The sequence below is a fragment of the Amycolatopsis sp. lyj-84 genome (genome assembly GCF_046549075.1).
GTDB lineage: Bacteria > Actinomycetota > Actinomycetes > Mycobacteriales > Pseudonocardiaceae > Amycolatopsis.
In genome coordinates this window covers 114,400-136,905 of sequence record NZ_JAJPWO010000007.1, presented here as the reverse complement: position 1 = coordinate 136,905, position 22,506 = coordinate 114,400, and the positions used below count along the sequence as shown (strand labels likewise).

Below are 22,506 nucleotides of genomic sequence, written 5' to 3'. Positions count from 1 at the left end.
CGATGGTCTCGTTCGGGGGGCTCACCGCCAGGTGTCGTCCTCCAGCAGTTGCAGCGATCCCGTGTCCGACTCGGCCGCCCGCCGGTGGCCCGGGATCGTGAAGCCGTTCCCGTCACCGTCGGCGGCTCTGCCCCGCAGTGCCGCCACCACGCCGTCGGCCCCCGAAGCGGGCCTCGGCGCGTCTTCGGAACGCTCGTGCGGGTGCTCGGCCGCTCCCGGTCGCACCGTTCCGGCCGTCCCCGCGGCGTGCTGCGGCATCCCCGGCGGCATCATCCCGCCTCCGGCGCCCTTCGCGGAACCGATCGTGCCGCCCGGCGGGATCTCCGCCATCGAACCGAGGGCGCGCTTTCCCGAGCCTGCTCGCGATGCCGCCGGAACCCCGCCGAGTCCACCGGCGGCGCCGAGTGTTCCCAGCGGCATGGGCGGCAGCGACGCGAGGCCGCCCGACGGCAGGCCGCCACCGGACAAGCCGCTCAGCGGGGCGCCCGGGAGGGTGCCGGACGCCAAGGCGTTGGGTGCCAGCCCGGCCAGCGTCGGCCCGTTCCCCGCGGACGAGGCGAGACCGGACGCGGACGGTGCTTCCGACCCGTTCCAGCCGCCGAGAAGGCCGGACGAGTCCGGGAGCTTCCCGCCCGCCCCGCTTCCGCCGAGGGATTCGCTCAGGCTCTGCACCTCGGTGAGCAGGTTCACCGCCGCGTCGGCCGTTTTCACCGCGTCCGCGGCGGAACCGGTGACCTGGGGGAAACCGGGCAGCAGATCGGCCGGATTCGCGATCCCGGCGGCGGCGCACATCGACAGCATCGTCGTGTCGAAGCGGGTACCCAATCCGCTCAGGAAGACGCCCGCCTTCTGCTGCACCGCGAACGCTCCCGGGAAGTTGAGACTGAGCAGCATGGCCTCGTACTCGCCTGCCATCCCGAGCACGATCCCCTGCGCCTCCGGCAGGGCGGCCGCCAGCGAGGCCAGGTTCTCCGACACCCGGGAGTCGTCGATCCGCTGACCCCACATCGTCAGGTCGGCCAGCGACAGCTTGGTCTTCTCCTCGAACGCCCTGCCCGCGTCGTCGGTCCAGTCCGGGGCCAGGTTGTTGGCGCGGGTCTGCAACTCCACCTTGGCCTCTTCGACCCAGACGCGCGCCTCCTTCCACATCGCCGATTTCTGCATGAGGACCGGGACACAGAGCTGTGTCTGTGTGATGCACCCGACCATGACTTCCATCGGAAGTACGCCATACGGGAACAAGAGAGGCTCCTTAAGTGGTCTGCGGCGAGCCGTCGCCCGCGCCCGTGTCGGTGGGATCCGTCGTGCCGGACTGCGAGCCCGCGGCCCCGGACACCTGCTTGGCGACGCCGACCACCTTCTGGCCGAGCTTGACCCCGGACGTGGCCAGGTCGAGCGCGCTGGTGATGTCGGCGAGGGAATAGGTCGCGGCGGCTTGCTTGACCTTCGCGCCGTAAGTGACCATGTCCGCGGTGACAACGCCCAGATAGGCGTTGATCTCGGCGGTGACGGCCTGATCCAGCACCGACAAGAGCGCGCTCTCGACCATCCCGGACAGATTCGCCGGTGTCGCGAGACCCGCGGTCACCGAGCCCGGTATCGGTGGTGCCTTGAGTTGCTGGGAATAAGCGAACATCGAGCTGGGGTCGCCGTCTACGACGTCGGACATGAGCCCCTCCTCCTAGTATCCGGTGCGGTATTTCGGTTGATCGGTGGCCGGGTCGAGTTGCCACAGGTCTTCGTCGAGCACGTGCACGACGTCGTTTTCGACGACCGGGCGCTGCCGGGTGACCGGCGGGCGCGGCGCCTCCCCCGCCCTGCCTCGCAGCGCCACGCCCGGTTCGCCCTCGGGTTTGCGCGAACGGACCGCGTTGACGTGTTCGGCGGCTCCCGGCCTGATATCGCCGCCGCCCGCTCTCCCGCCCGCGCCGTTCTGCGGATACATCGGCATCATCCCCGGGCTTCCGCCCAGGCCCGTCGTTCCGCCCGCCGACCCCGCCGCGGCGGAGGTTCCCGGTAGCGCGGCCCCGAAACCCGCCACGCCGGCCGCCGGGGACGCAGTTCCGGGCATCGGCGAAATGCCGCTGCCCGAGCCGATTCCGCCCGCCCCCAGGCCACCGCCGATTCCGCCGCCACCGTCGCCGAGACCGGCGAGGGTCGGCAGGCCCAGCGGATTGTCCGGGGACGAAAGGCCGCTCAGCGACGGAGACTCACCGGGCTTCCAGCCTTCCAACGGATTCGGCACGGTCGCCGGATCCGGTACGTCCACCGATCCGGCCCCGCCCGCGCCGAGCAACTGTTCGGCGACCTTGCCCCCGAGGTCGACGGCCTTGCTGGCGACGTCGAGCCCCGACGAGGCCAGATCCAGCTGTTCCTGGAGCGTGAGCGGCTTCTGTTCTTCGGGGGTCTCCGGTGTGTCACCGGGATTCGGTTCCTGGGGCTCACCGGGGTTCGCCGATCCCGGCTGGCTCGGATCCCCGCCACCGGTCGAAGCCCCGTCGCCGGCGGGCGTGCCGTCGTCCGCCGGGCGGTCGGATCGCAGCTCCGGGACCACCACGCTCTGCGCGCCGTTCCAGTGCCTGCCCGAGGCGCCGGGCAGCGCATTGGCCACCTGGGTGTAGGCGGTGCCCAGCGGAGCGATCAGCTTGACCGATTCCTTCCGATAGAACTCTTCGGCGTCCTTACGGCTTTCAGCGGATTCCGCCGGTCTGGCCGTGTATTCGCGATAGAAACCGTCCACGGCCGTGAACACGAACTGGAGCTGATCCGCCAATCTCCGGAGCTGCCCCGCGATGTCGGACGCCACGATGCCCTTTTCGGTGTACTTCCACCCTTCGCCGGGGCTCGTCGAGATCTGCTGGGGTGGCAAGGCGACCTGTTCGCCGTCCGCCCTGATCCAGGACCGCATGTTGTTCATGTCGCTTTGCGCCTGGACGGCGAACGCGTAGCCCGCCTTGTCCGGCCAGTGCGAGGTCAGGTTTTCGACCTGCCCTTTGAACCGGCCGAGCGTGTCGCCGATCCACTGGGTGCCTTCATCCCACATCACGGCGGCGTCGCGGAGCCTGCCGATGTGCTGGTATTCGATCCTGATCTTGGTGTGCAGCTGGGAAAAGGAGAGGCTTTCGTAGTTACCCATCGTCGCGCACCTTCTTCGAGGCCATGAGGTGCCGCTACTTCGCCGGCGCTTGCTGGTAGGTCTCCAGTCCGGGCAGACCGGACCCGGTGTTCTGCAGACGCCACCCGAGGACGAGATTGGCGGCCGCCGCGGCGTCCGCGTCGCGGTAGGCGACCCCGGAAGTCCTGGCGAACTTGCCGTAGGCGGCGATGCCGTATCGCACGCCCATGACGAACATCTGCAGGGAACGAGTGGCCGCCGCGTCGGCCTGGACGAGCGCCGCGCATTCGTCCAGGCCGCCACCGCACGCGCCTTCGACACGGCGTGACATCAGCTTCGGGACGTCCTGCACGATGTTGTTGAAACTCTGGGCGGCCTCGATCATCACCACGGTGTCGCCGTCGACGGTTTCGCCGGATCCCATGTCGTGCTCCTCGTTTCCAATACGTCTGGTGAAGGCAACCACGCCGGCGGCGTGGCGGGCGGGCCGCGACAGGAAGCGGCCACCGGTCATTCCTTGGGTGGCAACCAGGCGACCTGGGTCAGGCTCTTGGTCCCGCGCCGGTCGACGAGCCAGCCGCGGCCGGGTGGGAGCACCTGAGGACGCATTCCGCCGAGCAGTGGCCCTTCGTCCCGGTCGCCGGACATCATCAGGCCGGACGCGCCGACATCGCGCAGCCTGGAGAGGAACGGCTCGCCGAGGCCGAGACCCGCACCACCGCTGCGGCGGGCCAGCACGACGTGCAGGCCGATGTCCGAAGCCTGTGCGATCAACGGGAAGAGCGCGAACAGCGGATGGTCCTTGTGCGTCGCCACCAGGTCGTAGTCGTCGACGAGGACGAAGATCTCCGGGCCGGTCCACCAGCTGCGGTTCCGCAGCTGGTCGGTGGTGATGTCCGGGCCCGGCAGCCGGGCGGTGAGCCGCTCGGCCACCTGTGCCAGCAGCTCGGAGCTGTGAGAATCGTTGACCCCCATGCCGATCAGGTATTCACCGTCGACCTCACCGAGCAGTCCCCGGCGATGGTCGACGAGGACGATCTGTGCCTCTTCCGGCGTGTACGCCTGGCAAATCCGCCTGGCGAGCACCCGGAGGAAGTTGGTCTTGCCGCTGCGGATGTCCGCCAGCACCAGGAAATGCGGGTCGTCGGCGAAGTCGAGGCGCAACGGGCTGAGGTCGCGCTCGTGGATGCCGACGGCGAAGCCCGCGTCCGGTCCGGACGGTTCGTCGGTCGCGGGGAGCTCCAGGTAGGGCAGGACGGGCGGCAACAGCCGGACCGAGGGGGCGGGCGGCCCCTGCCATGCCTTCTTGACCGCGTCCACCAGCGTCGCCACCCCGGTCGCCAGATCCTCGGTGCCGGACACTCCGTCCACCCTCGGCAGCGAAACCAGCATCTGGTGCCCGCTCATCGCGACGCCTCGTCCCGGCGAATCGGGCGGCACACTCATTGCCGCCCGCCGGTCGATCACCGAATCGATCGGATCGCCGATCTTCAGCTCCAGCGTGCTGACGAAGAGATCCCGCACGTTCATCCGCAGATCGAAGGCACGCGTGGCGCCGGCGACGACATGGACACCGAAGGCGAGGCCACGCGCGATGATGTCGTTGACCGTCTCCTCGAGATCCATGAAGTCGTTGCGCAGGGTCAGCCAGCCGTCGATGACGAGGAACACGTCACCGTGGAGGTCTTCGGCGAATCCTCCCTCGGCCCGGAGCTTGCGATAGGTGGCCATCCCGTCGATCTGGTGCTGGGCGAACAGCCGTTCCCGTTGGGCGAGCAGGGTCGCCACTTCGGCGATGGTGCGCCGGACCGCGCCCGTGTCGAGGCGGCCGGAGACACCCCCGACATGCGGCAGGCCGGTGACTGAAGCGAGTGCGCCACCACCGAAATCGAGGCAGTAGAAAGTCGTTTCCCGCGGCGTGTGGGTGAGCGCGACACTGGTGATGATCGTGCGCAGCGTGGTGCTCTTGCCCGACCGGGGTCCCCCGAGCACCAGCACATGCCCGGCGCCACCGGACAGGTCCAGCATCAGCGGGTCGCGGCGTTGCTCGTACGGCCGGTCGACGATGCCGAGAACCGGGCGCAGCGCACCCGCCGCCTCGGCCGAATTCGGGGTCACCCCGCGCTGCGGATGGATGACCAGCGAGGGCAGCAACTGGTCCAGCGTCGGCGAGTCCCCCAACGGCGGCAGCCACACCTGATGCGCGGCTCCCCGTCCTTCCAACCGGTCGACCAGGATGTCCAGCAGCGTCTCGCCGGTGGCCAGGTCCGGATCGTCGTCGCCCGTGCGCTCCTCCGGCGGATCGTCGAGGTCCGGGGCGAGGTACGCGGTCGTGTACTCGTGCAGCGCGAATGCCTCGGCGGACGCCGACGCAGAGCCCGCCCCGGTGGCGCGCTGGTACACACCGGACACGTAGGCGGACCGGAAGCGGTCCATCGGTTCGGTGCCGACCTTCAGGAAGCCGTGCCCGGGAGCCCTCGGCAGGGTGAACGCGTCCGGTACCCCGAGCACCGCGCGACTGTCCATATCGGAGAAGGTGCGCAGCCCGATCCGGTACGACAGGTGGGCTTCGAGACCGCGCAGCCTGCCTTCGTCCAGCCGCTGCGAGGCGAGCAGGAGATGCACGCCGAGCGACCGGCCGACCCGTCCGATTTGGACGAACATGTCGATGAAGTCGGGCTTGGCCGAGAGCAGTTCGGAGAACTCGTCGCAGATCACCAGGAGCGTGGGCACCTCCGGGAGCGGCGCACCCGCGGCCCTCGCCTTCTCGTAGTCGCGCAAGGAGGAGAAGTTCCCCGCCGCGCGAAGAAGTTCCTGACGGCGGATCAGCTCACCGTTGATCGCGTCGGACATCCGGTCGACCAGATGCAGCTCGTCGGCCAGGTTCGTGATCACGGCGCTGGTGTGCGGGAGCTTGTCCAGCCTGCTGAAGGTAGCGCCACCCTTGAAGTCGACCAAGGCGAAGTTCAACGAGTTCGGCGGATGGGTGACCGCCAGTGCCAGCACGAGCGTGCGCAGCAGTTCCGACTTGCCCGAGCCGGTCGCACCGATCAGCAGGCCGTGCGGGCCCATCCCGTCCTGTGCGGATTCCTTCAGGTCGATCTCGATCGGGGTCCCGTCCTCCTTGATCCCCAGCTTGATCCGGAGCCGGTCGCGATTGGGCCGGGGCACCCAGGTGTCATCGGGATGGAAGTCGTAGGGGTCACCGAGTTCGAGCAGTTCGGCGAGGCCGAGTTCACCGCTCATCGGCGCCTCCCCGGGCAGGCCCGAGGTCAGCCGCAACGGCGCGAGTTGCCTGGCGAGGCCTTCGGCGGCCACCGCACCGAGCCGGTCGGCCCGGCCGAGGGAGACCGCGCCGTCGACGGTCTCGCTGAGCAGATCGCCGTCCGCGGCGACGTCGAGCAGCACGCTGGTCCGGTCGAAAGCCCTTGGCGGCGCGGTGCTCAGGTCCACCACGGTCACCCCTTCGACACCGCCGCCGGTCATCAGGTGGTCGGAACCGGCGACCGCGCCGCCGTCCAGGACCACCACCAGATGCGGGCCCGGCAGGCGAGTGGCCGCCTCAGGGTCGAACCGCGGCCGTTTGGTGAGCTCCTCTTCGAGCATCGACTCCAGCGCGGGGATGGTCGTGGCGACCAGTCGCAGCGGGCCGAGTGCGTCGGTGCGCTCCGGATGCAGCACGTGCGGGAGCCACTTGACCCATTCCCAGTCGGCGCGGCGATCTTCGCCGACGCAGACCGCGACGCGCAGATCGTCCGGCGACTGCATGACGGCCAGCTGGGCCAGCATCGCGCGCACCATGCCCAGGACGGCGTCGCGATCGCCGCGCGCGTGGATCCGGCTGAACCCGTTGACCGCGATGGCGATCGGCAGCCGGTCGATCGTGGCGTAGGTCGTGACGAACCGGCGCAACGCCAAGGCCGACAGCGGTTCGAGCTCTTCGAGCGGCTTCGTGTCCGGGGCGACCACGGTGAGCGCGGGACGCTGCCGTCCACGGGCGATGCGGGCGACGGCGAAGTCGGGGTCTTCCTTGCGCCGTTCCCAGAGCCGATAGCTGACCGCCAGCGACCACAGCGAAGCGGGATCCGGGTGCAGGTACTCCATCGCCGCACGCTGTTTGCGGGCCGATCGGCGCAGCCGCAACCGGTGCTGTGAAAGGTGGCGCAGGTACTTTCGCCTGGCGTGGCCCATCTCCCGCTTGCTCGGGCCGCCGCCCTGCAGGAAACCCATGGCGACCATGCCGAGCATGCCGACGCCCATCAGTCCGTAGACGACGAAGCGCATGGATCCGCCGATGGAGCCCGAGTACATCAGCAGCATCGCCGCCATCATGGCCACCATCGGCAGCACCATGAAGATCTGCGCCCACTGCCTCGACGGCGGTGGCGGGATCTCCGGCGGCGGCTGCAGAAGCAGCTCTCCGGCGGGCATGTCCGGAGCCGGCCGGCGGGCCGGCCTCTTCACGACGACTGTCGACATACCCGGAATCCTCCGCGCCCACACGATCGTCTCGACGGCGATGGCAGGAAGATGCCGGGCGGCCGAGCGAGCGCGCCACGCCGCCTACCTTCGCTGAAGAAGGACAGTGATCGTCGGTCCGGAGAAAGGAAAGGAGAACCCCTTGACGTATCAAGACGTCGATCTCGATCTCGGGATGGGTCAGCGCCAGGTTTCGTTCATCACCGACTCGGTCGGCCAGATCAACGACGGCCAACACCGGCTGAACGGCAACACCCAGGCGATGGTCGCGCAGAACAGCGGCCGGATGAACATCGCGGCCAACGACGCCTACGACCAGCTCGGGACGCAGGTCACCAAGGTGGGCACCCAGTACGGCGATACCGCCGACGGAATCCACTACGGCCTGCAGGCTCACGCGTCCTCCGACTCGGAGGCCGCGGCCGGATTCAACTACGGGAGGTAGAACGATGGCGCACAACCAGGAAAGGGTCACCCTCAACCTGGGGCAGACTCTCGATACGGCTCAGAGCACCAAGAAGACCGGCGCCGAAGCGCGCGACAACACCGATCTCCTGCACCAGCGCGCCCAGAACTTCAGTTATGAAGGTGCCCAGGGCGAATACGGCCAGGCCGTCGTGGAGAAGGATCGCTTCAACCAGCGGCTCGCCAACGAGCAGTGGGACGGTCACGACCGGACGAGCAACGCCCTGACCAACGGGGCCCACTCGCTGGTGAACGCCCGTGACATGTCGATCAACCGTCTGGGCGGCATGGGCTGAGTCCCGCGGTTTCCTTTCAAGTACGTGAAGGCCCCCTTCATTGCGCTAGACGCGGTGAAGGGGGCCTTCACGTACTTGGGACTCTTGGGTGAGCGCGGCAGGTGCGCCGGCGCTCACCCCTGAGCCTCGGTCACCGTTCGCGGATCAGGAAAACCTGCTCGGGCGGTTCGGCCACACGCGGCTCGGCGGGCGCCGAGGTCACCCGGCCCGGCCGCCAACGGCGCCTGTTCCCCCGCGGGACGAGCGCCGCCACCAACCCGGCCAGCACCAGCGCACCGAGCGCGGCGACGGTCAGCCATTTCGCCGTGGTCCCGGTTTTCTCGATCCGCGCGGCCTTCTCCAGTCCGGCGAGATCCGGAGGTGGCGGCACGAAAACGGGCATCGCCGCGGGTTTCTCCGGATCGAGGCCGTCGGTCACCGCGCGGTAGGGATCGACCAGTCCGGCGCCGTAGGCGGCGCTGCCGAGTCCGCCTCGCGCGGGATCGGCCGTGGCCTTCAACCGCTGGATCACTTGCGCGGCGGACAAGTGCGGCCACGCCGAGCGCACCAAGGCGGCGGTCGCGGCGACGAAGGGCGCGGCGAAACTCGTTCCGTCGACCTGGGTGTGGCCGTCTTCCCTGGTCGCGGTCAGCACCTCGGCGCCGGGCGCGACGATGCCGACGTACGAACCGACCTGGGAGGTTCCCAACCTCGCCCCCGCGCGGTCGACCGCGCCGACGCCGAGCACACCGTCGTAAGAGGCCGGAAAGGACGGTAGCCCGGCCGCCGCGTTCTGCTGTGAATTGCCCGCCGCCGCCACCACGACCACGTCCCTGGCCACCGCGTGGGCCACCGCCGCCCGGATGGCGGGGAAATCGCTGAACCCCGCCAGCGAAAGATTGATCACACGAGCGCCTTGATCGGCCGCGTAACGGATTCCGGCGGCCACCGCGTCCGGGTTGATCCGCAGCGACTCTCCCCGATCGCTGATGTCCCGGTCGGTGATCCGCACCGGGAGGATCTCCGCGTCCGGGGCGAAGCCGTGGAATCCGATGCCGGGCAACGGATCGGCGGCGATGATGCCCGCGACCCCGGTGCCGTGCGACACGCAGTCGAACGAGCCGGGCAGCCCGCCGGGCAGGTAGAAATCCCGGCCCGTCCGTACTTTGCCCGGTCTGCGCAACTGCGGGTGGTCGGCGTCGACGCCCGAATCGACCACCGCGACCAGCACGCCCGCCCCCTTGCTGTGCGGCCAGACCCGTTGCGGATCGAGCGTCTGCTGTGGCCACGGGAGCGCTTGGATCCGCTCGTGGGCGGGATCGGGATCGTGACACACCCCTGCCGGTGGAGCCGCGGACGCCGGAACGGCCCCGCCGACCAGATGAACCGCGGCCAGCGCACCGGCCGCCGCGAGTGCCGGAAGTCGTCTCATTTCGGCAATCGTCGGGCAGGACGGGCCCGGTCTCGCCGGAGTGGCCGCAACCTGTCACGCCACCTCGCGGCACCCTCGTTCCGGCGACACTCGTACCGACCGAACGAGGAGGCACGGTGGAAACCTTCGCCGACAGGAAAGCCGGATACCTGAGGACAGAGCAGGGTCTGCGCGAGCAGCAACGGCGGATGGCCGAGATCCGGGCCACCACCGAATCCGACGACGAGCTCATCAGCGTGACCGTCGGCGGCTACGGCGAACTGGTGGAGCTGCGCCTCGACCCGCGGGTCTTCCGGACCCCGGACTCCACGGGCCTGGCACAGGCCATCACCAAGACCGTCCATCGTGCGGCCGAACTCGCGCACGAAGAGGGGTTCGCCATCATCGCGGACCTTTTCCCGGCCGGTGTCACACCCGAGACGGCCGACCTGCGACTCGGGCCCGTAGTGCACGAACTGGACCGGCGGATCGCGGGAGGCGAGCGATGAGCATGGAGGACCGTGTCAGCATCGACGGTGACGACGTCGTCGACATGTACACCATCGACACCGCCGAGCAGATGATCGTGCTGGACGCGGAAGGAACCCAGCTCGCGACGGCGTGGGCGAACATCCAGGCCACGCTGCCCGGCCCCGGGACCTTCGGTCACGGGCTGATCGGGCTCGTGTTCAACAACCGGACGTCCGGAGCGGACGCTTCGATCCGTGAGGCGGCGCCCTCGGTCCCGCGTTTCTACCGCGACATCGCCGCGGCCGGGCAGCATTTGGTGAAGGCCTACGAGGCGCGCGACGCCGAGGCCGCCAACGCCATCCTCATCCAGCTTTCCTGAACGGGATCACCACGAGTATGGCCGACGGCGACGTCCAGGAACCCGACTGCGACCTGTGGGACGCGGTCCGGAAGCTGCTGCCCGCGAACGCCGGATGGCCACCGGACAGTGAGACCACCACCGAACAGCAGTCCGCGAAGTGGACCAGGGCCAAGACCGAGTTCCAGGACTCGATCGACATCGCCGACTCCGCCGCGGCCAAGATCCACCAGCCGGGCGGAGGGGGTACCTGGCCGGACGCGGCGGGCGGTTTCCTGCGGCGCGTCATCACGAAGGCGAACGGCGAGGAAGGCTTCCGTCAGATCGCCGAAGCGATGCGAGGCATGGCCGCCGAGTACCACTTCTACTCGGAAATCCTCAAGAGCGCCAAAACCTCGATCAAGGACTACGTCGAAGATCTGAGCTGGCAGTACACCGCGATGGGCTTCAACCTGCCGCGGCTGGCGAAGCGCAACCAAGAGGGTTTCGCCCGCGGTGTCGCGGCCGAAGTCCTCAAGATCCTCGAACAGCACGCCGGGTGGGTCAAGGACCCGAGCACGATCCCCCGGCCGGAGGAACCCAGCAACAACGTCCTCAGTGGACTGTGGGATTCGGCGGTCGATCAGGTGAAGGCACTCGCCGGACTGTTCGGCCGCGGCGAGGACGGCAGCTGGTCGCCGTTCAACGCCCAGGTGGCGTGGGGCCATATGGACAAACTTCTCGCCGGGCTGGCGTTGTACTCCATCCCGGGCGGGCTCGGCGGGCAGATCGACAAGCGCCTGCTCGACGGAGTGCTGGGCGAGTACTTGGCCGATGCGGGCAAAGCCTTCGTCGACTACGAGAATTGGGACAACGCTCCCCTGCATTCCCTCGGCTACACCACCGGCATGGTCGCCGGCCTGTTCGGCCCGACTCGCGGCGTGGGCGCGGGCGTCAAGCTCGCCGGCCGAATCGCCAAACGCCCGGGGATCGTCAAACTCGGAGAGGGCATCAAGGGGTTCACCCTGACCAACGGGGTGGTCAAGGTCATCGGCAAACTCGATGATTCCCTCAAGGCGAGAAGGGTCGCCAAGGGCGAAGAATTCAACCTGTCTCCCGGGGCCATCGCCGAAGTCGGGCGCTTGATCGACGAGCATCTCTCCCCCGCTCCCGCCACCGGCCCGCGAGGCCCCGGCATCTCGGAACCACACGTGCCGGGCTCCTCCAAACAGCCATCACCGCAGACCCCGCATCCCGAAACCCGGCCTGAGCCGACTCCGCCGCACGACAATCCTCCGCCGACGCGGGACCAGCCTTCGCAACCGTCCGGTGGTCACGGCGAACGGCTTCGCGACGAAACCCCGGTGGCACCGCACACCGAACCGAGGCAGGTGACCAAAGCAGACGGTCCTGAAAGCCTCAGGCGGGATCCGGTCCCTCCCGCCGCCGAGCCGCCCGCGGCCCGTCATGACCCCTCCCCTGGTTCGCCCGAGCCACGGCAACCGCAACCACACCACGACGCCCCCGGGGACACGCCGCCGTCGACGGCCGCGGACCACACGCCCGCCACCAGGGCCGAAGATCAGCACGGCAACAGCGGTCAGCCGTCGGGGCACGGCGCCGAGGCCGCACAGACCCGGAGTGCCGACGCACCGGCGAGCGCGCCGGGCCGGGAAGTACCCGCGGCCACGACGCCGGTGCACACGACCGCGGGGGACGCGGCGAAACGGGCCGACGCCCCAGGGCCGGAACGCGGGACGCCGGCCAAGCCGTCCGCCGAGGAGCTCAGGCGGCTGTACGAAAACCGCGAGCTGGCCAGGATGGAACGGAAGTTCTACGAGGAAGCACAGCGAGCCGCCGGTGGCGTCGTCTACCCGGACCACGTCGTCAAGGCGTGGTCACGGCATATGGCGTTCTCCGAATCCGTCCGGGGCGGACACGGGGCACCCGGCGAAGCGGCCGCGCGGCCGGGCGGCCTCCGGTCGAACGAAATACTCCACGACCGCGGGGCACATCCCGAAAGCGGCCCACCGACCGGCGGCGACAAAACCCCGGACGGAACCCCGAACCGAAACAAGGAACCAGGCAGGCACGACACTCCGGAACCGGACCGGCCCGAACCCGCGCCGAAGCCGGCTCGGCGGACGTCACTCGACGAGTTCGCCAGGGAACGGTTTCCGGACGAGTACCGCAAAGCACACGAGGACGGCGGTGGCGGCCCACGGGACGACGGTTCGCCGGGCACGGGAGCCGGAAATCCCGATCGCCCTTCGCCGGGGCCTCGACCGTCCGGCTCCGGGGGTGCCGCACAGGCCGCCGCCCCGCGCGGCGGCGTCGCGCTCGGAACACGTCCGCGGGTCGCCGAGCCGGTCGTCGAAACGGCCCCGCGGCCGGACAGTGCTCCGGCCGCTGCCAAGGCCCGAGTCGAAGCACCGGTGCGCGAAGCCGGGCGGCCCGAGCCGCGGACCGCCGAACCCATCCCGAACAAACCGGTCGTCCTGCACCCGGACGGCACCCCGGAGCCCCTGCGCCCGATGACGGTGACTCCGGTGCCACGAGAGGAGATCCTGCCGGGCCACGGCACCGGACCGGGGAAACCGGTGGAGCCCTCACGGATGAATCCCGGCTGGACCGAGCCGCCGGGGATCGGCCGGGCGGAACCATCCCACGTCGCCTGGGGGGAACCGCCCCGGGTCGGCGACCCCGCGTCGCCGCGTGTCGGCTGGGAAGAGCCGCCGAAGGTCGGCCGCCCTGCCGACCCGAGTCCGGGATCCCCCGCGCCGACGCCGCCGAAACCCGACCCCGCGCCACCTGCTCTCCCTCGGACACCCGGCCCCGGCGTCGGGCCGTCCCCGGAAGTCCCGCCCGCTCCCGCAAAAGATCCGGTGGCGCCCGCTCTCCCCGAGATTCCGGGGCTGCCGAAGGAACCGGAGATCCGGGAACTGCCAACGGACCCCGAAGTCCGGTCGGCGATCGAGGGAACCGAAATCCGCGAGCTGCCGAAGGATCCCGAGATCCGGGCACTGCCCAGCGATCCGGAGATCACGGAGCTGCCCAAGGAGCCGTCGATTCCGGCGGATCCACTCCGGGCCGCGAGGGAGAGGCCCGCACCGGAGTTCCGGCCTTGGGAGCGCTGGTCCGATCCGAAGTGGCAGGTGCCGTGGCCGGAGCCGCAGGGTCTCCAGGAGTACCTCGACGGTCTCACCGAACGAAACGCCCTGCGAGCGGAGGCCGCTGCCGCCTGGGAGGAGTGGAACGCCGCCGCCGAATCCGCCGCGCGGGAGCACCCGCGGGAAGCGCACCTCGACAATGTGGCGTTCGGGATCGCGTCCGACCGGGATCTCACTCCCGAGGACTGGTCGAAAGTCGCGGCGATGGACGACTACGCCCCTGAACTTCCCGCGCTTCGTGCCAAACTGGATCAACTCAAGGAAAGTGACCCGAAGCACCACCGCGATCTGGTCACCCTGCTGTCCGATCCCGAATACTCGCTCGACAAGAAACTCTGGCTCGCGACGACGTTCCTCATGCCCGGTGGCGTCGCCTCGCCGTCGAACCTTCCGGCACGGGTCGAAGCCGCGGCACCCGCGGTCCGGGATCAGCTGGCGCGGGCCTTGGCGCAAGGCCGGATCTCACCCGCCGAGTTCCAGCGGCGGATGGCGGCGTGGGCGGACTTCGTGGTGCGGGCCGGCGGCCTCCGCGAATCGATCGCCGAGGCGAACCGGACCGACGACGTGCGACCGGTGCTCGAAGAACTGCGCGCGTTCAGCGAATCCCTGCGCGAGTACGCCAGGGCGCACGCCGATTCGCCCCTCCCCGGGTGGCGCGAAGTCATCCGGTTCGACCTGCTGGATCCCCATCGCCTGCGGACTCTCCAGCCCTCGGTCACCGAGGCGGGCCACTTCGATGTCGTGACCCAGGCGATCGTGGCGCACTGGTTCGAATCGATCTTCGGCGCGCCGGGACTGGATTACGCCACCAGGGCCGCCGCTCTCGCGGTGCCGTTGGACAGAGCGGCGCTGAACCGGCGCTACCCGGGTCTGGACGTCGACGGGATCTTCGGGGATCTGCTCAGGATCGACAGCAGGCGCGACGGCGTGTTCATGCCGGATTCCGGGACCGGGTTGATCCGCCCCTTGCTCGGGATGGCCGAGTTCCTCACCACCATGATGCACGAGTTCGCGGTGCACGGACTGCAGGATCCGGCTTCCCTCGTCGTCGGGGAAGGCGCCGCGCGGCTGTGGGCCGAAACCCTTTTCCGGGTGGCTCACGAATTCCAGGGCAGGAGCGGGGAAATTCTCGTGGCCGAGGCGATGCGCGCCGAGGCGGAAAAGTCGATCGTGCCTCGAGACCTGCGCCGCGACGTCTCGGATCTGCCGCGCTTGTCGCCCATGGCAAGGGATTGGGATCAGCTGGACCGCGTCATCCAGGTCGAGTTCGGCGGTCTCGCCCCGGAGTACAAAGCGGCGCTGTTCCAGCAGCTGCTGGCGATCGGGGTGAGCCACGGACGTGACCTGGCCCGGATCCGCGAGGTTGTGGCGGGCGGCCCGAAGATCGGCAACCCCGTCGTCGAAGCCTCCGAAGCCGATCCGCACGGGTTCACGACCAGGTATCCCCGGCCCGAACCGCCGGACCCACCCGAACCACCCCCGCCGCCGTCCCCGGATCCGTCCGGGCCGGTGACGCTGGGCGGGTCAGGGCGTCCGGACCCGGATCTTCCGGCCCGGCTGCCCGAATCGGGCGCCCGGGCCGTCCCGCCGACGTCCTCACCCCTGCCGCCGCCGGGAATTCCCTTCGCCGTGTGGCGGGAGCTGAGCGCCGCCGAACGCCTGGCGCTCGCGAGTATCCATTCCCGCGGACTGAACGCCGCCGGCACCTTGACGGCGGCCGTCGCCCAGGTGCGGGACAAGAAGAAACCGCCCGCCGTGCGGAAACTCCCCAAGGTGCTCGGCAAGATGACCGGGCAACAGCGAGCGGACCTCGAAACGAGGCTGACCGGCTTCGCGATCGAGGGCACGACCCCGGCGTTTCCCCCGCGCTACCTCGACCGGCACGGGGATCTCAGTGGCCCGGCCACTTTGACCGCCACCGACCACGAGAACCTGAAGCATGTCGCCGCGCTCGACCGGGCGATCAGCCGTTCCTGGGCGAACCCTTGGCGACAACGACGATTGCGGGACGAGCTCGGCGGCCTCCTGGACGAGCTCGGACTGAATCCGAACCATCCCGATTTCGCGCACCGGGCGGCCACGCTGGAGAACCATCCGGCCGCATCGGTGGTGTGGCGGCGGCTCGCCCCACTCGACGACGAACTCGGGCTCGCGACCACCGTCGACAACCTCGTCACCCAGTTCAGCGGCACGGTCGCCCCCGGCCTGCTCTCGAGCGGGGTGCTCGCCGCCATGGGCAGCGTGCCCGCGGCCATCGCCGCCACGCTGACCACCTTCCTCGCCGCCGTGACCGCCGGCGTCCTCACCCGCGGTCACGAGAGCAGGGACGACGCGGCCATCGCCGCCCTGCGGAAACACCTGGACGCGCAACGACAGTTCGAGGGCGTGTTCCGGCCCACCGACCGGCAACGCCTGCTGCTGCGGCGCATGGGGCTGCCCGAGGGGCACGGTCCGGATCTGGCCGCGGTCAAGGCACCGGAAGGGTCCAGCTCGTCCGGCACCCAGAAACTGCGGAACTTCTATCTGCGGTACGGCGTCCCACCGTCCACGGCGGTCGCCGTGAGCATGCTCCCGGTGCTGGAGCTGGCGACGTCGACCCGGCTGGGGCTCGCCATCGGCGGTGGGGTGATGGCCATCGTGTCGCCGCTCCTGCACTGGAAACGGGCGCGTACCAAGGTGAACACCGAGCTGCGGGCGGGCGAACGCAACGCCCGGCGGCTCCTGCCCGAGGCCTACCACGCCGAAGACAAGGCCGATCGCGACCTGGTACGCGCGGTGAGCGGACGGCCGGTCCCCGACGCGCCCGGCCCTGTCCCCGGGCAGGCGCACGCGGACCCCGATCTGCCGATGAGCGCCACCGTGACCGAAGGCCTCGACGGTCCGGTCCAGACCGTGAAGCAGGCGGTGCCGCCGTCGCAACCGAGGCCGCTCGACGCGGACGCGGTGTTCACGGTCAGCTTCTACGAAGCCATGCTCGACTACGGCATCGGCAAGGCGTTGTTCGCGCTCCCGGCGATCCCGTTGATCAGCCGGGTGGACAAGATCGAGATGATCAACAAGGTCGCCAGGACGGCCGTCGACAAGAGGGCCAAGTTCGAAGCGGAGCAAGCGAAGCAGCAGGCTCTGCTGGCCGCACAGCTGGCCGCGGTGGACGCCGCCCGTACTGCGGCGGACAACGCCGTGGCACAGCGCCCGGGCCTGCTCCGCCGCTTGTTCGGCAAGCCCGCTCCGGTGGCTCCGGTTCCGGCGCGACCGGTGGAAACCACTCCGCTGCCCTCACCGATTCCCGCCGAAAGGCCGGGCTCGGTGACGAAGACCGACTACAAGCACATCTGGCGCGCCCTCGGCGTTCTCGGCGGCTTGGGCTCCGCCGCCACCGCGCTGGCGCTCGGTCTCGACCTCTCCTACGCGGTCGCCGCGCTCACCGCGCTGACCACCGGCGGCTGGGTGGGCCGGGACAAGTGGCGGCATCGGCAGGTCGAACTGGCCGCGAGGAACAAGAAGGCCGACGCCGACGCGCTGAAAGGGTTCGCCGAGTTCGAACGTGACGCCACCGCCCTCGCCGAGTTCCTCACCGAACGGCTGACCGAGCCCCTCGTGTCCATCGCGGACGACGCGGCGCGGGCAGGCCGTACCGACGTGCTCGCCCTGCTGTCCGACGTCTGGGGGATGCTGACACGACACGTCGAGACCGAGTCCCCGGCGACACCGTTCGACGAACTCGGACCGCTGCGGATCGAAGGCGACCGCTGGCACGACCAGGCGGTACGGAACCAGGCGAAGGCCGCGCTCGACGAGATCATCCAGTCGGTCAAAGCCGAACGGACCGAGCTGGCCGTCCGCTCGGGCGATTGGTCGACGCTGGCCAAGCGGCTGGGCCTGCTGGCGAGCGTCCTCGACCTCGCCGGCCGGGCCGTGACGCATCTCGACGCCATCGGCGAGTACGGCGCCGGGCCGGCCCAGACGACGATCGCCGCGCTGAACGACGCCGTGCACGAATACCAGCTGAACGGACCGAGGTATCTCGAGCCGCCCGCGGCCGTCCAGGCCACTCGCGACGCGTTGTCCAAAGTGGACGGCGCTGCCGGGCGCTACCTGGACCGGAGCGCCCCGACCTGGCGTCGTCCCCGCACCTCGGACGTGCGGGCGGCGCTCGGCGCCGTGGACGAGGCCGTGCGCCGGTATCGGGAGTCAGCCGCCCCCGGCGCACGCTCGACGGGTGACGAAGCCGGGGTGCGCAAGGCCATCGACCGCTATCAGGCTCTTCGAGATCCGAAGCGGCATGAACCGTCCGCCCCCGCGATGCGGGCCGCGGTCACCGACCTGCGGAACGCGATCGCGCGTCACCAGAAGGCGACCGCGGCGGGCTGGCGGTGGCCGGATCCGGCCACCGACGAGGTCAGAGACGCGCTCACCGGGCTGAAGCACGCGATCACCCGCTATCACCAGCTCAACGCCACGCGGCGGACGGGTGCCCGGGCCGGGAACATCACCTCGGCGCTCAACGAGATCGAGCGGGTCATCGACCGCTACCGGCGCGAAAGCGCGCCGAAATGGCGTGAGGCCGCCGGTCAGGACGCGAAGCTGGGGCAGGTGCTCGGCGAACTGCATTGGGCTCTCCACCACTATTGGCAGGTCAGCGCTCCCCGCGGACGAGGGTCCACCGGCTACGACAAGGCGTTGAAAGCGGCGGAAAAGGACCTGAAGAAGGCCATCTTCGCCGTCAAGAAGCTGAAAGTCCCCGGGCTGAAGGGGAATCCGGTCGAGGCGGCCCCTCTCTCTCCGGGTCATGCGCTGGGCAACGGTCAAGAAGTCCGGTACGCGCCGTCGGGAATGTCGGTCGGCTCCGCCGCGGAGACGCAGAAGGCGCACCTCCGGACGATGATGGCGAACCGGCCGGATCCCGGCCGGCCGTATGTGGTGACCGTGCACGACGACGGCGCGCTCCCCAGCCCCGAAGAACTCGCGGCGGCGACGCTGCGCAGCGAGTACTACACGCCGGGCCGCCCGGTGCGACTGCATTCCTGCGGTTCGGCGACGTGGGCGCGGCGGTTCGCCGTCGCGCTGGGCGCCCCGGTGACGGCCCCGGTGTCCGACCTGCATGTGCTGGGCCGCCGTACCGAACTGCCGGACGGCACCGTGCTGCGGTTCGGGCAGGAGGTCGTCGAAGGTTACGGCGCCGGCGACGGCTGGGCGGAATTCCCGCCGAACGGGAAACGTCCGGTCATGCTCCACTCCGCCGGGGGCTCCCGCCCGATCACCCTCGACGAACTGAACAGCGCGAACCCCGTGGCGCTGGGGCATCCCGACGACTTCGCGAAACTGTTCAGGAGCACCCCGCTCAACGAACTGAGCGCCCTGCACGCCGGGACCGCGCGGCTGCGTCCCGCCGAGGTCAAGGCATACCTGGAGACGTTCCATCCTGAGCTCGGCAAGGTCAACCCCGGTTTCCACGACGAAGACGCCGTGGCCGCCGGCTACACGACGAACTGCACCCGGACGGTGGTCTACCACGAGCGCCGCCGGCTCGGTGAAGACGTCACCGCACCGCCGCTCCGGCCGGAGGACGCCGCGCTCGGGAGCCTGGGGTACGTCTCCGACCGGCTCGGCGGCGAGTGGGACCACGGTCACGGCACCGCTTACGACAGCGTCATCTCCGCAATGCTCGACCGGCCGGTCGGCGCGCTGGCCGTCATCGCCGTGGATTCGAAGACCCCCATGGGAGCGGAGAACAAGCACGTCGCGCTGGTGGGCCGGGACAAGCACGGGGTCGTGTTCCTCGATCCGCTGGACGGCGCGCTGATGGAACTGCCGCCGAGGCCCACCAGGATCGCTTTGCTGCCCTACACCGATCCTGACGCGCCGACCGGGAATCTCCACCTGCCGGAACCCGCGAGAAGTCGTGAACTGGGCGAGAAGATCGTCACGACCTCTCCGCACGGCGACGCCGTGTTCCGTTCGCTACCGGAATTCTCCGCCGACTTCGGCTACAACGGACATCCCGCCTACGACCGGTACCCGCCTTCGCCGGGATCCGGGCCGCAAGACGGTTCGCCGATGTTCCGCGACACGCCGCTCCATTCGCTGCCCGCGATGGACGCGGACACCGTGGACGGCCGCTGGAAGGAGGCCGTCGCCTTCATCATGGAACACTTCCCCCAGCTGCCGGAAACCAATCCCGGCTATTACGCGGACTGGGCCGACCGGCTCGGCTTCCACACGAATTGCACCCGCTCCGTGGTCTATTACGTGCGAAGGCTGCTCGGTGAGGATCTGACCGCACCGCCGGTTCCGGTGGAACTCAAAGACCAGATCGCCACGCTGAGCTACGTGTCGGACAACCTCGGCGGGAAGTGGACGGAAGTCGACGACGCCAGTTACGACGGTGTCATCTCGGCCATGCTGGCTCGCCCCGTCGGCTCGCTGGCGGCGGTGAACTTCTTCTACCAGAAGGACAAAAAGACCGGATCGCATGTGGCACTGGTCGCCCACCATCCGAGCGGCGTCGTCTTCCTCGACCCGCTCACCGGCTGGCTGACGCTGCTGGAGGAATTCCCCTTGCAGATTCTGCTGCTCCATTTCCCCCGAGAACGAGGTGCGTAGTGCAGGCGCAGGAAGCGACCGCGAAGGTCGAAGAATGGCTGCGGACCGGTTCGTCCGCCGATCTGACGAGCGGCGAGTACGCGGTCCGGGTCGATCTCGCGAACGTCCTGCGTGTTCCCGAAGGCTGGTTCGTGCCTTACGACACGGTCCGCGCGCTGGACGGCGACAGACTGGCTTCGCTGGTGCCGAAACCGGCGCTGATCGTGCGTGAAGACGGGGAACTGCGCCGTCCGGACACCAGCCGGGACGGGACCGGGCCGAGCAGTCCGGTGCCGGTGGCGGGCGAGGACGACTGGCGGGAGATCCTGGAACCGGAGTTCCGGCGAAGCGGCGTGGCGTACCTCGGCGTCGCGTCCAGTGCCGTGATGGCATGGCACAAATACGCTCCGGACGGTTCCGCGACCGGCGAGATCCGGGTCAATCCGGACTACCGGCCCGGTCCGGAACGGCTGGGGTACTCGCCCATGGACACCGCGACGGACCGGCTCCTCGGTCTGCTGGCGGCGGACCGGTACGACCGCCCGCGCTATCTCGCCGGGCTGCTGAGTTCGGAAGTCCTTCTCCCGCTCGACTTCCGGACCGAAACGCCGCTTCCCGGGTTCCGGCAGGAGAGGCCGAACGCGCTGCGCGTGTTCGGCTCGCGGCGCCGTTTGCCGCCCGGTACGGAGAAATGGCTGCGCACGGACGTCCTCTCGTTCGTCCGCGAGTTCCCTGGAGCCGGTTTGTCGATCAATCCCGGTTCGTTCCCGTCGGACACGGTCGGCGCGGCCGAACTGGCGGACACGGTGGCGCGCTGGCCGGAACTTCTCCCTCGTACCCGGGAAGTGGAGGTCTCACCGGAGTACTCGGAGTCCGTACTGGTCGCGGCCGAGCGGATCAGAGCGGAGTCGGGGGCGGCCGAACCGGCGGCCGGGCTCGCGGAAGCGGCGGCCAAGGCCAGGTCCGCCGGGTATGAACTGTCGGCGCGGGAATGCGAACGATTCGTCCTCGGCCGGGCCTGGGAACAGCGCAATGGCGTGTCCCCGTCCGGGGTCGGCTCCCCGCTGGACGACCTCACCGGACAGCACTGGCCCGACGACCTCCACGCCAACGGGCTCGCCGCCGGATACGACGCGGCGGGCCGGATCCGCCCGCACGTGGCGACCGGCGGCAAGTTCTTCCGCCAGGAAGCCGCCGACGGCGAGTCCGCCTGGCATCGCGTCGCCGGCGCGTTCGCCGGGTTCGCCCTCGGCGAGTCGCTCGGATCGGCGGTGGAGACCGGGGAGCTCGGGATCGGCCCGCTCACGCGGCGGTTGCTGTTCTGCACGGAGGGCCTGCTGCGAGCGCTGCCCGGTCCGTATCGCGGGGCGGTGCCGAGCGGGCTGATGACCGTCGGAGTACGGGCGAGGCGGCGCCTGGAGGACGCGCGGGACGGCAGCTGGCTCGGCCGAGTCCGGGAACTGCGCACGATCCCCCCGGAGCTGCCGGGTCGCGCCGACGACGCCGGATTCCTCGTACCGGGCATCGTGGCCGCGCTGTGCGGCAGTACGGCCCCACGCGTCGCCCGCCTGCTGGTCTCCGGCGACGGAGCCGACGAAGTGACCGCCGAGGCCGCCGCGGCGATGGCGACTCTGTTCGCCGGGCTGTTCCGGCCCGAACCGGCGCCCCCGCATGTCCTCGCGAGGCGGCTGATCGACTCGGGCGCGACAGCGGGATCGGTGGCCGAGGCGCTGTCCATCGCGCTGCGCGCACGGGACGACGTCCGCGCCGATCAGCACGAGCCGTTCGCGGGCGTTTCCGCCGTGGACGCACTGGGCGGCTCGATGACCGCGGCGTTCCGGCGCTTCTTCGATCCACAGTGGACGATCATGGCCGCGGTCGACCGCTCCGGCGGCAGCGCGATCACCGCCGCGATCGCCGGGGCCGTCGCCGGATCGAGGGCAGGAATCCCAGGACTGCCGGAAAAGTGGCTCGACCGGCTCGCCGCCCGTGACCTGGTCGAGACCGTGGCCGGAGACGCGTTCTGGCACTTCTCCGCGCAGCCGCCGTCGGCGGACGAGCGCTACGCCGCGGAGTGGGCGATGCGTTACCCACGAGAGCTGTGACAGATCACCGCGGGCGAGTTCGCAGGGTGGGCGTTGTGAAAGCCACTTTCGCAACGGTGAAGGTTGGGAAAGTGGCTTTCGCGACACGTTGTCAGG

General features: G+C 69.8%; 12 protein-coding genes. 6 read left to right on the top strand and 6 right to left on the bottom strand.

The genetic code is table 11. From position 1 onward, the window contains the following. Nucleotides 1–21: 21 nt before the first annotated feature. The 5 genes from ACLJRM_RS22140 to eccCa all read right to left on the bottom strand — a co-directional run bounded on the left by ACLJRM_RS22140 (nt 22) and on the right by eccCa (nt 7,594). On the bottom strand, nt 22–1,149 hold the full coding sequence (locus tag ACLJRM_RS22140; RefSeq protein WP_410664171.1) for a hypothetical protein: 1,128 nt from the start codon (nt 1,147–1,149) through the stop codon (nt 22–24). A gap of 103 nt (nt 1,150–1,252) precedes the next feature. Next, a complete protein-coding gene (locus ACLJRM_RS22135) occupies nt 1,253–1,669 on the bottom strand; it encodes a hypothetical protein (protein WP_101609851.1) in 417 nt (138 codons plus the stop codon). Nucleotides 1,670–1,681: 12 nt separating this feature from the next. Next, nucleotides 1,682–3,136, bottom strand: a complete 1,455-nt coding sequence (locus tag ACLJRM_RS22130) for a hypothetical protein (RefSeq protein WP_410664170.1) — start codon at nt 3,134–3,136, stop codon at nt 1,682–1,684. Between the two features lie 34 nt (nt 3,137–3,170). Continuing rightward, nucleotides 3,171–3,539 (bottom strand): hypothetical protein, encoded by a 369-nt coding sequence (locus ACLJRM_RS22125; protein WP_101609853.1) that lies wholly within the window; start codon nt 3,537–3,539, stop codon nt 3,171–3,173. Nucleotides 3,540–3,625: 86 nt separating this feature from the next. Beyond that, nucleotides 3,626–7,594: a type VII secretion protein EccCa gene (eccCa, locus tag ACLJRM_RS22120; RefSeq protein WP_410664169.1), complete on the bottom strand. Its 3,969-nt coding sequence runs from the start codon at nt 7,592–7,594 to the stop codon at nt 3,626–3,628. A 142-nt stretch (nt 7,595–7,736) separates the two neighbouring features. Between eccCa and ACLJRM_RS22115 the strand changes: the two genes are divergently transcribed. Further along, nucleotides 7,737–8,039: a hypothetical protein gene (locus tag ACLJRM_RS22115; protein WP_410664168.1), complete on the top strand. Its 303-nt coding sequence runs from the start codon at nt 7,737–7,739 to the stop codon at nt 8,037–8,039. Nucleotides 8,040–8,043: 4 nt separating this feature from the next. Further along, on the top strand, nt 8,044–8,355 hold the full coding sequence (locus ACLJRM_RS22110) for a hypothetical protein (RefSeq protein WP_101609856.1): 312 nt from the start codon (nt 8,044–8,046) through the stop codon (nt 8,353–8,355). Nucleotides 8,356–8,485: 130 nt separating this feature from the next. Here the strand turns inward: ACLJRM_RS22110 and mycP are convergent, their stop codons facing one another. Continuing rightward, nucleotides 8,486–9,766 carry a type VII secretion-associated serine protease mycosin gene (mycP, locus tag ACLJRM_RS22105; protein WP_101609857.1) on the bottom strand — a complete coding sequence of 427 codons (1,281 nt, stop codon included), beginning with the start codon at nt 9,764–9,766 and terminating at the stop codon, nt 8,486–8,488. A gap of 116 nt (nt 9,767–9,882) precedes the next feature. On the opposite strand from mycP, the gene ACLJRM_RS22100 reads away from it, so the two are divergent. The 4 genes from ACLJRM_RS22100 to ACLJRM_RS22085 are packed head-to-tail and all read left to right on the top strand — an operon-like array spanning nt 9,883 to nt 22,410. Next, entirely contained in the window at nt 9,883–10,254 is a 372-nt protein-coding gene (locus ACLJRM_RS22100) for a YbaB/EbfC family nucleoid-associated protein (RefSeq protein ID WP_410664167.1), read from the top strand. After that, the gene (locus tag ACLJRM_RS22095) at nt 10,251–10,595 is read left to right on the top strand and encodes a hypothetical protein (RefSeq protein WP_146044289.1); all 345 of its coding nucleotides are present in this window, start codon (nt 10,251–10,253) and stop codon (nt 10,593–10,595) included. The genes ACLJRM_RS22100 and ACLJRM_RS22095 overlap by 4 nt, the downstream gene beginning before the upstream one ends. A 17-nt stretch (nt 10,596–10,612) precedes the next feature. Next, nucleotides 10,613–20,326 (top strand): toxin glutamine deamidase domain-containing protein, encoded by a 9,714-nt coding sequence (locus ACLJRM_RS22090; RefSeq protein ID WP_410664166.1) that lies wholly within the window; start codon nt 10,613–10,615, stop codon nt 20,324–20,326. Next, a complete protein-coding gene (locus ACLJRM_RS22085) occupies nt 20,326–22,410 on the top strand; it encodes a YrhB domain-containing protein (RefSeq protein WP_410664165.1) in 2,085 nt (694 codons plus the stop codon). The genes ACLJRM_RS22090 and ACLJRM_RS22085 overlap by 1 nt, the downstream gene beginning before the upstream one ends. Nucleotides 22,411–22,506: the final 96 nt, after the last annotated feature.